Origin of the sequence: Microbispora sp. NPDC088329, from assembly GCF_040685655.1 — a bacterium.
In the GTDB taxonomy this organism is placed as follows: domain Bacteria; phylum Actinomycetota; class Actinomycetes; order Streptosporangiales; family Streptosporangiaceae; genus Microbispora.
This window is the reverse complement of the sequence record NZ_JBFBIP010000006.1, coordinates 249,302-262,193: the sequence shown is the minus strand read 5'-3', so window position 1 is coordinate 262,193 and position 12,892 is coordinate 249,302. Positions and strand designations below refer to the sequence as shown.

The 12,892-nt window shown below is 75.8% G+C and carries 13 protein-coding genes; 5 read left to right on the top strand and 8 right to left on the bottom strand.

Annotation, left to right across the window (positions count from 1 at the left end):
- Positions 1-18: 18 nt before the first annotated feature.
- The 4 genes from AB0O28_RS15210 to AB0O28_RS15195 form a co-directional block, all read right to left on the bottom strand.
- Positions 19-498: a TspO/MBR family protein gene (locus AB0O28_RS15210; RefSeq protein ID WP_363640318.1), complete on the bottom strand. Its 480-nt coding sequence runs from the start codon at positions 496-498 to the stop codon at positions 19-21.
- Between the two features lie 57 nt (positions 499-555).
- Positions 556-1,515 (bottom strand): DUF523 and DUF1722 domain-containing protein, encoded by a 960-nt coding sequence (locus AB0O28_RS15205; RefSeq protein ID WP_363640316.1) that lies wholly within the window; start codon positions 1,513-1,515, stop codon positions 556-558.
- A gap of 2 nt (positions 1,516-1,517) precedes the next feature.
- Positions 1,518-2,036 carry a sigma-70 family RNA polymerase sigma factor gene (locus tag AB0O28_RS15200; protein WP_363640314.1) on the bottom strand — a complete coding sequence of 173 codons (519 nt, stop codon included), beginning with the start codon at positions 2,034-2,036 and terminating at the stop codon, positions 1,518-1,520.
- Positions 2,037-2,150: 114 nt separating this feature from the next.
- The gene (locus tag AB0O28_RS15195) at positions 2,151-3,242 is read right to left on the bottom strand and encodes a MerR family transcriptional regulator (protein ID WP_363640312.1); all 1,092 of its coding nucleotides are present in this window, start codon (positions 3,240-3,242) and stop codon (positions 2,151-2,153) included.
- 343 nt (positions 3,243-3,585) lie between these two features.
- On the opposite strand from AB0O28_RS15195, the gene AB0O28_RS15190 reads away from it, so the two are divergent.
- The 4 genes from AB0O28_RS15190 to plsX are packed head-to-tail and all read left to right on the top strand — an operon-like array spanning position 3,586 to position 7,265.
- A complete protein-coding gene (locus AB0O28_RS15190) occupies positions 3,586-3,834 on the top strand; it encodes a hypothetical protein (RefSeq protein ID WP_363640310.1) in 249 nt (82 codons plus the stop codon).
- Positions 3,834-5,360 (top strand): phytoene desaturase family protein, encoded by a 1,527-nt coding sequence (gene crtI, locus AB0O28_RS15185; RefSeq protein ID WP_363640308.1) that lies wholly within the window; start codon positions 3,834-3,836, stop codon positions 5,358-5,360. The genes AB0O28_RS15190 and crtI overlap by 1 nt, the downstream gene beginning before the upstream one ends.
- Positions 5,357-6,277 carry a phytoene/squalene synthase family protein gene (locus AB0O28_RS15180; protein WP_363640306.1) on the top strand — a complete coding sequence of 307 codons (921 nt, stop codon included), beginning with the start codon at positions 5,357-5,359 and terminating at the stop codon, positions 6,275-6,277. The genes crtI and AB0O28_RS15180 overlap by 4 nt, the downstream gene beginning before the upstream one ends.
- Position 6,278: 1 nt before the next feature.
- Positions 6,279-7,265: a phosphate acyltransferase PlsX gene (gene plsX / locus AB0O28_RS15175; RefSeq protein ID WP_363640304.1), complete on the top strand. Its 987-nt coding sequence runs from the start codon at positions 6,279-6,281 to the stop codon at positions 7,263-7,265.
- 221 nt (positions 7,266-7,486) lie between these two features.
- Here plsX and AB0O28_RS15170 read toward each other — a convergent pair whose 3' ends face one another.
- Complete coding sequence (locus tag AB0O28_RS15170) at positions 7,487-8,239, bottom strand: spheroidene monooxygenase (protein WP_363640302.1); 753 nt, start codon at positions 8,237-8,239, stop codon at positions 7,487-7,489.
- On the opposite strand from AB0O28_RS15170, the gene AB0O28_RS15165 reads away from it, so the two are divergent.
- Entirely contained in the window at positions 8,196-8,810 is a 615-nt protein-coding gene (locus tag AB0O28_RS15165; RefSeq protein ID WP_363640300.1) for a glycerol-3-phosphate acyltransferase, read from the top strand. The genes AB0O28_RS15170 and AB0O28_RS15165 overlap by 44 nt on opposite strands.
- Here AB0O28_RS15165 and AB0O28_RS15160 read toward each other — a convergent pair.
- The 3 genes from AB0O28_RS15160 to AB0O28_RS15150 all read right to left on the bottom strand — a co-directional run bounded on the left by AB0O28_RS15160 (position 8,761) and on the right by AB0O28_RS15150 (position 12,622).
- Complete coding sequence (locus tag AB0O28_RS15160) at positions 8,761-10,074, bottom strand: glycosyltransferase family 2 protein (RefSeq protein WP_363640298.1); 1,314 nt, start codon at positions 10,072-10,074, stop codon at positions 8,761-8,763. The two genes, AB0O28_RS15165 and AB0O28_RS15160, sit on opposite strands and share 50 nt — an antisense overlap.
- 212 nt (positions 10,075-10,286) lie before the next feature.
- Positions 10,287-11,819 (bottom strand): FAD-dependent oxidoreductase, encoded by a 1,533-nt coding sequence (locus AB0O28_RS15155; protein ID WP_363640296.1) that lies wholly within the window; start codon positions 11,817-11,819, stop codon positions 10,287-10,289.
- Positions 11,807-12,622 carry a carotenoid biosynthesis protein gene (locus AB0O28_RS15150; protein ID WP_363640294.1) on the bottom strand — a complete coding sequence of 272 codons (816 nt, stop codon included), beginning with the start codon at positions 12,620-12,622 and terminating at the stop codon, positions 11,807-11,809. Before AB0O28_RS15150 ends, AB0O28_RS15155 begins: the two co-directional genes overlap by 13 nt.
- Positions 12,623-12,892 lie beyond the last annotated feature (270 nt).

Here is a 12,892-nt window from a genome sequence, read left to right as displayed (position 1 = left end):
CATGTGGTCGGCCGGCCTTCAGACCTCCGGGTTGTGGCGCGCGATGGCGGCGTTGAGGGCGGTGGCGAAGACCGTCCACCCGGCGTACGGCAGCAGCAGGAGGCCGGCCGTACGGTCCTGACGGAGGAGACGGCGGGTCAGCAGCGCGTTCGACACGTTGAGCGCGAGGAGCTCCGCGAGCGCGAGGCGGGGGTTGCGCGCCTTGAAGAACAGCGGCGGCCAGGCCGCGTTGAGCGCCAGGTTCGCGGCGAGCGCCCACCGCAGGGCCCCCCGGGAGTCGTCGTCCCCGTGCGACAGCGCCCGGGCGGAGGCGTAGGCGATCGTCGCGTACAACGGCGTCCAGACCAGGCCGAACGCCTGCGGCGGCGGCTGCCAGGAGGGCTTGCGCAGCCGGGCGTACCAGCCGGAACGGACGTCGGTGGACAGGCCTCCGACCGCGGCGGCGGCGGTCACGGCGAGGGCCGTGCCCATCAGGGTCTTCGTCGATGTGCGTCGCATAGGAGGTCCTCTGCCCAGCGGGCGACGCTCATGCGGGAGCACTCCGCGAGGACGAACTCATGCGGGAACGTGGTTGCGCAGGCGCAGCGCGTCGGGATAGGGCGACAGGTACGTCTGGTCGCGGACGTACTCGACCCCCGCGCCCCTCGCGTGGTGCCTGAGCAGGGCGAGCGGCACAGTCAGGGCGACCCTGCGGGCCCGGTAGGACGCGATCACCTCGGCCAGATCGGCCCGGCGGACCGGATCGAGCTGCCCGCCGATCATGCCGAGGCAGTGATGCAGGACGTTGACGTGGCGCCCGACCGTGGCCGTGGTGGCGAGGGCCGCCCGGAACGCCCGGTCGTACTCGCGGGCCAGCGCCTCCCGGGGCGACTCCCCCGCCGCGGCAACCAGCCGCCCGATCTCCCGGTACGCCGCGGGCGCGTGGGAGAGGATCTGCATCTTGTGCCGGGCGTGGAAGGCGACCAGGTCGCGTGGGCGCCAGTCGCCGGCCAGCAGGGCCCGCAGGCGGGCCGAGGCGAAGATCCGTTCGACGAAGGCCTCCCGCAGCACCGCGTCGTGCAGCCGGCCCTCGTCCTCGACGACCAGCTCCGGGCGGGCGCGGGTGATAGCGGCGGCGAAGATCCCCTCGCCGTGCCGGTCGGCCGGCCCGTTTCCCCCGGCGTACACGGGGATCCCGTGGAGCCCGCAACTCGGGCTCCTGGACTTGAACACGTAGCCGTCGACGTCCGCCAGATCCGCCGCGCGCCCGGCGGCGAGGCCGGTCATCGGGGCGGTCAGGTCCTCGCGGGTCCGGCGGGTCACCAGCCGGGGCCCGTCCGGGGAGCGCTCCAGCCGGAGCGTCTCGCGCGGGGCGCCGAGACCGATCTCGATCTCCGGGCAGATCGGCACCCAGTCCACGTGTTCCGCGAGCTCCTCGGTGAGGAACCGATCGCGGCTGTGGCCGCCGTTGAACCGCACGGGAGCGCCCAGCAGGCAGCTCGACACCGCCACCCTTGGCCTGACCACGGTTGTCATGGTCAGGCCGCCCGCAACAGCGTTGAAAGGCGGTGCAGGCCGCGCGCCGTACGCGCCTTGACCGTGCCGAGCGGAACCCGCAGGTGCTCGGCGATCTCCCGCTGGGTCAGGTCTCCGTAGTACGCCAGCTCGATCGCCTGGCGCTGCACCTGCGGCAGCGCGGCCAGCGCACGCCGGATCCGGTCGCGGTCGGCGAACTCGTCGCCGTCCAGCCGGCCGTCGTGTCCCGCCGGGTCGGGCACCGCCTCCAGCGGCACCGTCGCCGGCGTACGCGCCCGCAGATGGTCCACCGCACGGTTGCGGGCGATTCCGTACAGCCAGGCCGACAGGCTGCGGCCCGGGTCGAAGCGGTGCCGGAAGCGCCACACCTCCGTGAAGACGACCTGCAGGACATCCTCCACGTCCTGCGACGGCACGAGTCTGCGCAGGTAGGAGCGCACGGCCGGGGAGTGGGCGCGGTAGCACTCCCCCAGGGCTCCCGCGTCCCCCGTGGCGAGCCGGAACTCCAGCGTCTCCTCCATCCGGGCCCCCTTCGCCGGAGAAGTTATTCAAAACCTATTCATAACTGCCCGCGTCTGGAGGGAACACCCACGATCACCGAACACTGAATCAAGAATGCGTCAAAGACGCACGAATCACCGCAGAGTGGTCATTACCGCCGAGATGGCGTCGCGAAACGTCGTCACCCGAACGACCTCCGAGGGCAGGCCGTCCCCCCAGCCAGGGCCGCCGACCACGACGCGGCAGGCGGGGCGGAGCCTCGGCAGAGCGGCCAGCGGTGCCGGATCACCGGTCTGACGGATCTGCGACCACACGAACACCGCCGCGGGACCGAGGCGGCGCATCGCGTCCGCCAGCGCGGTGTAGGGCGTGCGGGCACCGAGCACGCGGGTCTCCACCCCGAGCGTGCCGAGCGCGGCGGCCAGCGCGTGGATCGGCAGCGCGTGCTGCTCCTCCTCGGCGCCGGCCAGCAGGACCGGGCGGGGGTGCACCGGCGAGGGCGCACGCGCGGCGAACCGCGTCAGCGCCGCCTGGATCCGGTCGGAGAACAGGTGCTCGATGTCGATCCCGGTTCCGGTGTCCTGCTGCCTGCGGCTGACGGCCGCGAACACCGGCAGCACGAGCCGCTCCCACGTCCACACGACGCCGTGCGCGGCCAGCGCCGCGTCCAGCCCCGCGTTCACGGTCGTCGCGTCGAGCGCCGTCACCGCGCGGACCAGCATGACCGCCGACAGCGATCCGAACTCCGGGGCCGGCCGTACGGCGGAGAACGGTGGCGCCGGGGGTGACGGGGCGGCCGATGGGGAAACGGCCGCCGACGACCCCTGCGCCCCCGGCGGAACGGATGGCTGGAACGATTGGGGCGGCTCGAAGGGCGCTGGGGACACGAAGGGCGCTGGGGACTCGAAGGGAACGGCGGAATCCGGCGGCGCCGTTCCCTCTCCGGGCGCGGGCCGCGGCCGCAGCGCCTGTCTGGCGGCGTCGGCCGGTGGCATTCCGGCCCGGATCAGCCGGTTCATCTCCTCCAGGCGGCGCAGGTCCGCGTTGTCGTACCGGCGGTGGCCGCCGGGGCTGCGCCTGCTCGGGCCGATGCCGTACCTGAGGTTCCACGTGCGCAGCGTGGACGCGGGCACGCCGAGCCGCCGGGAGACGGCTCCGATGCCGTAACCCGGCTCCTCCTCGGCGGCCGCGTTCTCGCCGGCCCCCGGTGCGCCCTCGCGCGTCACGCGCTCACCCCGCGTCCGTCCCGCCGGTCATCCCGGCCGCTCGCCGTCCTCCGGCCACCCGCCCTCCCTATGGCCAGCCTCTCAGCCCCCGGCCCGCGCTCCGTACGGGCCCCACGCTCCGTACGTCGGGAGCGGCGGGACCGGCAGGGGACCGGCACGCCTCGGCACCCGCCGCTCGTGGCCGCCCCCGCGCACGGCGCTCGTGGCCGCCCCGGCCACCGGCCCGCCCCTGGCCTTGTTTCGGCGCGGCGGCCCTGTGCGGATGCAACCGCCGGAGCGAGCGGGCGCGAAAACTCTACTGACGGCGCCGCCGATCACCGTAGCGATCGAAGGAGCAGGACCCATGGTGACGTTGACCCGCGAGACCGGCAGCGTTCGGGACCAGACGCGGGAGCCGTTCGATCGCCGGCTGTTCGCCCTGTCCCCGTTCGACCTGTTCGATCTGCTCGACTTGTTCAACCCGTTCGGCCTGTATCCCCGAGGCCAGGACGGCCCCGCGCCGCTGTCCCGGCCCGGTCCCCGGCAGGGCGTCGCCCCTCCGGCCGGCTCGGCCGCGCCCGTCAGCGGGCCCGCGACCGGAGGGGCCCGCTGATGCGCGCGGGCGGACCGGTCGTGATCGTCGGCGCCGGGCTGGGCGGTCTGGCCGCCGCCATGCGGCTGGCGGGGGCGGGGCACGAGGTGACGGTCGTGGAGGCCTCCGAAGTGCCGGGCGGCTGCTGCGGCACGGCCACCCTGGGCTCCCACCGCTTCGACACCGGGCCCTCGGTGCTGACCATGCCGGGAGTGCTGGCCGACACCTTCGCCGCCGCCGGGCAGGATCTGGAGCGCTGGCTGCCGCTGCGGCGGCTCGATCCGTACTACCGGCTGACCTTCCACGACGGGTCGCGACTCGACGTGGTGGCGGGGGCCGACGCGATGACCGAGCAGGTGCGCGCGCTGTGCGGGCCCGCGGAGGCCGCGCGCTACCGGCGGTTCCGGCGGTCGCTGGGAGAGCTGTTCGATGCCGAGTGGAGCGCGTTCATCGACCGGGACATGACCCGGTTGCGCGCGCTCGCCCGGCCGTACGCGCTGGCGCGGCTGGCCGCGCTCGGCGGCTTCCGCCGCATGGACGGGCTCGTGCGGCGTCACCTCACCGACGAGCGGCTGATCAGGGCGCACACGTTCCAGGCGTTGTACGTCGGCCTGTCGCCGCGCCGCGCCCTCGGCGTGTACGCGGTGATCGCCCACATGGACACGGTCGGCGGGGTCTACTTCCCTCGAAAGGGCGGCATGCACGCCGTCCCCCGGGCCATGGCCGCAGCCGCCGAGAAGGCCGGGGCGCTCTTCCGGTACGGCGTGCGGGCCACCCGGATCGAGACCGACGGGGCGGGGGTCGTCGCCGTCCGCCTCGACACCGGCGAACGGCTCGCGGCCCGGCACGTCGTGGTGGCCTGCGACCTGCTCCGGGCCCTCGGCCGGCGGGGCGGCGACGGCCTGCTGCCGGAGGAGGCGGCCGACTGGCGGCTGCGCCGGCCCCGGTTCTCCCCCTCCTGCCTCGTGGCGCACTTCGCGCTCGACCGGCGTCCGGAGGGGCAGGCCCACCACACCCTGCACTTCGGGCAGGAGTGGGAGACGACGTTCGCGGCGCTGGAGGCGGGCAGACCGCAGCCCGACCCGAACCTGCTGGTGACCTGTCCTGTCAACCACGGGCCTGTCAACCACGGGCCTGACGACCACGGGCCTGACGACCACGGGCCCGGCGGCGGCGGGCGCGCCGTGCTCAGCGTGCTGGAGCCCACCGCGAACACCCGGAGCGGCGCCGACTGGACGGTCCTCACCCCCCGCCTGGTGGACCGCATGCTGGAGCGGCTCGCCGGCCTCGGGTACGGCGACCTGTCCGGTACGCCCCGGCTGGTGTTCGATCCCCCCGCCTGGCGGAGGCGCGGCCACTCGGCCGGCACGCCCTTCGCGCTCGACGCCCGTTTCACTCAAACGGCGTGGTTCCGCCCGTCCGGGGCGGCCCGGCGGGTCCCCGGCCTCCACTTCGCGGGCATGTACACGGCTCCCGGGGTCGGGGTGCCGCCCGTGCTGATCTCCGGCCGTCTGGCCGCCGAACGCATCCTGGAGAGCACCCCATGAGCACACCGCCTCAGGCGCCGACCGCGACCCTGACGGCCGGTTACGAGTGGTGCCGCAGCCTGCACGCGAGCTACGGCCGCTCGTACTACCTGGCCACCCGCCTGCTGCCCGCCTGGAAACGGCCGCATGTCCACGCGTTGTACGGTTTCGCCCGCTACGCCGACGAGATCGTGGACTCGTTCGCGCTGACCGGCGACCGGGCCGCGGCGCTGGATCGCCTGGTCTCCCGGCTCGCCGCCGCGCTGGACGGCGACCGCGCCCGCGACCCGGTACTCTCCGCGTTCACGCACACGGTGCGCGCGTTCGAGATCGACCAGGACGACGTGCGGGCGTTCCTCGCGTCCATGCGCGCCGACCTCACCGTGCACCGGTACGCGACCTACGACGACCTGCTCGGATACATGGAGGGCTCGGCGGCGGCCATCGGGACCATGATGCTGCCGGTGCTGGAGGCCCTGCCGGGCGAGGAGGAACGGGCCCACGAGCCCGCCCGCCAGCTCGGGCTGGCCTTCCAGCTCACGAACTTCATCCGCGACGTGCGCGAGGACCTGACACGGGGCCGCGTCTACCTGCCGCTGTCGGACCTCGACAAGTTCCGCGTCCGCGAGGCCGACCTGGCCGCGCCGTACGCCTCCGCGGCCGTGCGGGAGCTGGTGGCCTGCGAGTGCGACCGCGCCCGCGACCACTACCGGCGGGCCCGCGACGGCATCGCGCTGCTCGCGCCGTCGTCCCAGCCGTGCATCAGGGCCGCGTACGAGCTGTACGGCGGCATCCTGAACGAGATCGAGGCCGCCGGGCACGACGTGCTGGCGAGGCGGGCGACGGTTCCCCGGCGGCGCCGAGTTGCGATCTTCGCCCGGCACCTGCTCGCCGCGCGCGCCGCCGTACGGGCCGAGCGGCGCGTGGAGGTGGCGTGAGGTGGATCCGGACGCGATGCCACGGCCGGTCGTGGTGGACGCCATGGGCGGGGACCACGGGCCCGCGGAGATCGTGCGGGGGGCGGTCGAGGCATGGCGGGACCACGGCGTGCCGGTCGTCCTCGTCGGCCAGGCCGGGGTCGTCCGCGGGGAACTGGCCCGGCTCGGGGCGGCGGGCGAGGTCGACGTCGCGCACGCCGCCGAGGTCGTGCCGATGACCGAGCGGGGTGCGGGTGCGGTCCGCATGGCCTGCTCCAGCCTGGCCGTCGGCTTCGATCTCATGCGGGGCGGGGCGGGCGCGGCCTTCGTGTCGGCGGGGTCCACCGGGGCCGTCGTCGCGTGCGCGGCCGACCGGCTCGGCACCGCGCCCGCCGTGCTGCGTCCCGCGCTGGCCGTGGCGCTGCCGACGACGGCGGGCGGGGCCACGGTCCTGGTCGACGCCGGCGCGACCGTGGATCCGACGCCGGAGATGATCGCCCAGTTCGCGCTGCTCGGGGCGTCGTACGCGCAGCTCGTGCTGGGCGTGGCCGACCCTCGTGTCGGGCTGCTGTCGATCGGCGCGGAGCCCGGCAAGGGCAACCGGCTGACCCGCCTGGCCGAGAGGTTGCTGCGCGGCCTGCCGCTGCGCTTCCAGGGCAACGTGGAGGGCGGCGACGTGCTCACGGGGGCCGCCGACGTGATCGTCACCGACGGCTTCACCGGCAACGTCGTGCTGAAGAACGTGGAGGGCACCGTGCGCGCCACTCTCGCCCTCGCGGCGGCGGAGGGCGTGGCCGGTCCCGCCGGTCTGCGCCGGGTGGCGCGCCGTTACGCCCCCGAGACGCACGGCGGCGCGGCCCTGCTCGGGCTCACCCGCACCGTCGTCGTGGCGCACGGCTCCTCCCGGGCCGGCACCATCGCCCGGGCCTGCGTCGTGGCGCGCGACCTGGCCGAGGGCGAGGTCGTGGCCCGTCTCGGCGACCGTCTCGCGCTCCACCCCGGGTGGTGAGCTCCCGCACGGCGGGCCCGGTCACGGCTCACGACGGGGGATTCGCGAGGGACGCGAGCACGGCGGCGACGCGCGCTTCGAAGGGCGAGGTCATGGAGTTCCCGGGACGGGGGACTCACGCGCTTGCCGGAGGCTTGGGACTCGGGTGCGTACCCTGAGCCCATGGCAGTCCCGACCCCGCGGCGTGTCGTCAGGACATGACGCCTGTCGCCTCCGGCCGCTCAGCACTCTGGCGTTCCGCCTCCCGGACGTCCGGTGACCCACGCGGCGAGGGGATCGGCGCCGTCCCAGGTGCCCGCGCTCGCGTAGGGAATGAACCGGGCGAACAACTCCTCCGAGTACCAGTCGTGAGCGCGGACCCGTCCGACGACCTCGCGGTGCGCCCGCCCGGCATAGGCGAACGCGCGTACGGCGGCGGCCTCGCGCCACAGGGAGAAGGTCGCCTGCCGGGCCAGCGGCCACTCCCCCAGCCCGACGGAGGCGAGGCAGCCCTCCTGGGCACGCAGCGACCGGTCGACGGCGGGTACGTACCGGTAGAACACCGGCAGCCTCGACGGCCGGATCGACGCCCGGGTCAGCACCGCCACCGGCCCGCTGTGCGGGCCGCGGGTCAGGGGGGTGAACGGCTCGACGCCGTTCCAGCGTCCGCGCGAGGCGATCGGCGCGAGCCGTACGTGCCAGCTCTCGATCGCCTCGCGCCGCCACCTGGCGGGGATCGGCGAGTGGGCCAGGAACTCCTCCAGCGCCCGCTCGTCCCGCCAGACGGCGAGCAGGGCCCAGCGGCGCAGATCGGCGCCGAGGGTCGTCGACGGCCCCCGGCCCGTGCCGAGCAGCCGCCAGAACAGCAGCCCCCCGGTGCGGCGCAGCACCGGGCGGTCGAAGGCCATGTGGCGCATCGCCCCCCGGTCCGCGTACCTCTGGAGGTGGAACGTGACGACGCTCCCACCGCTCGTCCCCATGCTGGTGGCGCTCATCGGCGGCTACCTTCTCGGTTCGATCCCGGTGGCGGTGCTGGCCGGGGGGCGGCGGGGCGTCGATCCCCGGGAGGTGGGCGACCGCAACCCCGGCTTCTGGAACGTGCGCGAACGGCTCGGCCTCCGGGCCGCCGCGCCGGTCTTCGCCGGGGACATGGCCAAGGGCCTGCTCGCCGGGCTGCTCGGGCTGCTGGCGGGCGGCGCGCACACGACCGCGCCGGGAGTGGTCGCCGGTGCGAGCGCCCCGGCCGCGTACCTGGCGGTGGGGGCCGCGATGATCGGGCACGCCTGGCCGGTCTTCGCCGGGTTCCGCGGCGGGCGGTCGGTGCTGACCTTCGCCGGCGGCATCGCGGTGATCTGCCCGCCCGCGTTCGTCCTCGCGCTCGCCGTCCTGGCGGTGGCGTTCCTGGTCACGCGATCGTTCGCGATCGGGGCGCGGGCCGGGGTGTTCGCGATCCCGCTGCTGCAGCTGCCGTTCGCGCCGATCGGCCACGTCGCCGCGACGGGCGCGCTGATGTGCCTCATCGGGCTGCGCTTCGGGCAGGCGGCGCTGGCCGCGCGCCGCACGTGACGGCATCGGCGGAGGCGGCGGGGCCGGGGTCGCCGGCACGGCGGGCGCGGCAGGCAGGGTAGGCGCGGTAGGCGCGGTTCCGCCAGGTCCTGACGGGCCGCAGCGTCGCCTGCGTCAGCCGTACGGCCGTGAGCGGGTCGAGCAGGAACGACAGCACGACGCCCGCGCCGGGCCGGGCGTAGCTGCGCCGCAGCGCGGCGGTGAGCAGCACGCGTACGGCGAGCAGCGTCAGGTCGAGCCGGGTCGGCCGACCGGCGGCCAGGCGGAGCGCCGGCAACGCGGCGGCGAGCCAGACGACGGCGAGATCGGCCGCCTGCCAGACGGGGCGGGTGACGTCGCGCAGCGGCAGCGAACGCCCCCACTCCCGCCACACCTCGCCCGCCGACTCGTGCATGTCGACCTCCAGCAGGTCTCCCGCGTCGAGGAAGCCGACCCTCCAGCCGTCGGCGGCCAGGGCTCTGGCGAGGGCGACGTCGTCGGTCATGTGGCCGCTCACCCGGGCGAAGCCGCCGGCCCGCCGCATCGCCTCCCGCCGGAAGGCCAGGCACTGGCCGTTGGCCACCACCCGGTGGGGCGGTGGCGGGGCCGCAGGCCCGATGGGGCCGAACCGGTAGACGAGCGTGGCGAGGAACGACGCGTGCAGCGCCTGCTCGGCGAGGCCGTCGCAGACGAACCGCGGGCCCGCGCTGACCAGGTCGTGATCCCCGAGGGCGGCGGCGAGCGCGCCGAACAGGCCGGGACGGGGCCGGGTGTCGGCGTCCAGAGTGACCACGATCCGGCCGTTCGCCTCCCGCATCCCCTGGTGCAGCGCCCACTGCTTGCCCACCCAGCCGTCGGGCAGCGGGTCTCCGCGCACCACCGTCGCGCCGTACGCGGCGGCGAGCCGCGCGGTGCCGTCCGACGACTCGTCGTCCACCACGATCACCTCGGTGACGGCGGGATCGGCCAGCACCGCCCGCAGGCAGGGACCGAGCCGCCGTTCCTCGTCCCTCGCCGGCACGACCACCGAGATGCCCGGACGCCCGGCCTCCGGCGTCCCGGAATGGCCGATACGCCCGCCGCTTCCGGACCGGGATGTCGCACCCTCGCCCGCCCTGGCCGCCCCTGCGCCGGGCCCCGCCGGGTCGCCGGCGCCGGGAGGCGGGTCCGGCGGGGGCGCGGTGAGCGGAGGCAGCCGCCGGCGGCCGCGGGCGAGCCGCACCAGCACGACGAGGGCGGCGACGGCCTGGGCGGCGGTGAGCACCCGCGCGGCCGTCCCGGCCACCCCGGCCCTCCTGACCACCCCAGCCCTCCCGGCCTTCCCGGCCCTCCCCGCCCTCCTGATCACCTCGGTCCTCCCCGCCCTCCCGGCCCTCCTGATCAGCCCGGCGCTCCTGACCACCGCGGCCCTCCCCGCCCTCCCGGCGGCGCCGGAAGCCCCGGCACCCCCGCAGGCCCCGCGCGCCCCGGTCCTCACCCTCGCGACTTCCCCGGCCGTCATGCGGAGCCGGGGAAGTCGCGGCGCACCAACGCGGCCACGATCCGCCCGCCCATCGCGACCAGCGGCAGCCCGCCTCCCGGATGCGCGGACCCGCCGACGAGATACAGGCCCCGCCGAGGCCCCCGGTTGCCGGGACGGCGGAAGGGGGCGAACGGGCCGCCGTAGGCGCCGCCGTAGATCGCCCCGCCCCACCCGCCGTACCGGTCGCGCAGGTCCGCCGGGGTCAGCAGGTCGAGGAAGCGCAGCCGCCCGGAAAGGTCGTACCCCCTGCTCGCCAGGCGGTCGAGGACGAGCTCCGCGTACGCCTCCGGCGGCATCGGCCAGCGCCCGGGGTCCCCCGCGGGAACGTTGACCAGCATGCTCCAGCTCTCCGCGCCCTCGGGAGCCTGGGCGGGGTCGTCCACCACCGGGCAGGCGATGTAGACCGTGGGGTCCTCCGGCGGCCGGCGCCGGTCGAAGATGTCGCCGAACTCGCGCCGGTAGTCGGCGGAGAACACGACCGAGTGATGCGCCATGCCCTCGGTCCGCCCCTCCACGGCCGCGAGCAGCAGGAAGGCGGACGACGACAGGCCCAGCCGCGCGATCCGGCGCAGCCGGGCTCGATCGGGCAGGAGCCGCCCGTACAGGCAGGCCGCGTCGGCGTTGACGACCACGATGTCGGCGCGGACCGCCTCCCCCCGGGCCGTACGGACGCCGCCGACCCGCCCCGCGCCGGCGATGACCTCGGTGATCTCGGTCTCCAGGCGGATCTCGACGCCCGCCTTGTCGAGCGACAGCGCCAGCGCGTCCGCGAGGCGGGGCAGACCGCCCCGCACGTACCACCCGCCGTCGCCGTGCTCGATCGCGGGGACGCAGCCCAGGGCCGCGGGCGCCCGGTAGGGGTTCGACCCGGCGTAGGTGGCGTAGCGGTCGACGTACTGGCGCAGGCGGGCGTCCCGGAAGAAGCGGCCCGCCAGGGCATGCAGGGTGCGGCCCGGCGCGACCGCGAGCAGGTCGCCCGGCCGGGGGCGCGCCAGAGGCCCGCCCGGCTGCCCGCTCTGCCGACCCGCCGGCCGATCGCCCCGGCGATCATCCGGCCGCCGGCCCGCCGGGCGGAACGGCGGCTCGACGACGGGCCCGGACGACGGTCCCGCGAAGAACGTGCGCGCGGAGGCGTCCAGGCAGCGCTCGGCCCAGCGATGAAAGGCCCGCCAGTTGCGGCCCTCGCCCGGCGCGAGCCGGTCCACCTCCTCCGCCGTACGCTCCGGGTCGCGGTACGTCGGCAGCACCGAGCCGTCCGCCCAGTGATAACGGCACAGCTGGTGGAGTTCGAGCAGGTCGAGCGGGACGCCGAGGTCCAGGAAGAGACCGGGCAACGTGAGCAGCGACGGGCCGGCCGAGAACGTGAAGCCGTCCCGCGTGTGCTCGGCCAGCTTGCCGCCGAGCCGGGGCAGCCGCTCGTACAGGCGCACGTCGTGCCCGTCCCGCGCGAGCAGCAGGGCGGCCACCATCCCGCCGACGCCGCCCCCGACCACGATCACCTCCGCCATGAGCGCTCCCAGGCGAGCAGGGCGAACGACCCCATCGCGAGCCCTCCGGCGGCGGCCACGAACACATCGGGCGGCCGGAAGACCACGGCGAAGCCGACGGTCTCCATCGCCGCCATCACCGTGTAGAGGACCACGAGCCCGGTCGCCCCCGCCGCCCGTCCGCCCCGGCCGCCTCCCACGGGCCCGTGCTCCCGCCCGGAGGCGGCACGGCCGGTGAGGAGGTCGAGAACCAGCATCACCAGGAGGGAGACCAGCAGCCACCCGGCGAAGTTGCCGAGCGGCACGCCCCGGTACGGCCCCGGCTCCGCCCAGACCCACAGTCCGAGCCGGAGCATCTGCGGATCGAGGAACAGGTCCCAGGCGGTGAGCGCCGAGGCTCCGGCGATGACCGGCACCAGCCGGCCGCGGGGCGTCACGCGCCGGGCGACGGCGTGGGCGGCCAGGCCCATGCCGCCCCAGGCGAGGGCGACGATCAGCGGCACGCCGCCGGGCCGCGGCCACAGGGCGCCGGTGTAGCGGTAGGCCCCGAAGGGCAGGCCGGTCCTCGTGCCGATCCACTCGGCGGCGTAGCCCGCCGCCACCGCGGCCGTGAACGCGGCCGCCGCCCTGCGCGGGGTGTAGGCCGCCGCCGCGAAGGCGAGAGCGCTCGTCGCGAGCAGGACCACGACCACGGTGGTGAGGCGGAGGTCCTGGGGGCGCAGCCCGGTCGCGATCTGGGCCGCCACCATCGCGGCCAGCGCGGCCACGCCGGTCGCGTTCGACCAGGCGTTCTTCGGGCGCGAGGGGTTCGCCGTCCCCGTCACCGGCCGCCTCATCGACAGCCTCACCGGTCGTCTCACCGGCCGCTTGGGCGGCCACGACCCGCCCTCCCGCGGCCCGCGCCGCCCGGAGGGCGTGCCGTCAGACCGGGCCGTCCTCTTCTCCGCGGCCTCCCACGTCTCCACGTAGGGTGATTCGAGCGGATCCCCCTGATCGGATGCGCCCCGCACGGCACGAGCGCGACTGTGGCGGCTCGCCTGCCTCATCGCGGCGCGGCGAGCCCGCGCCGGGGCGTCCGGGCCGGATCAGCGACG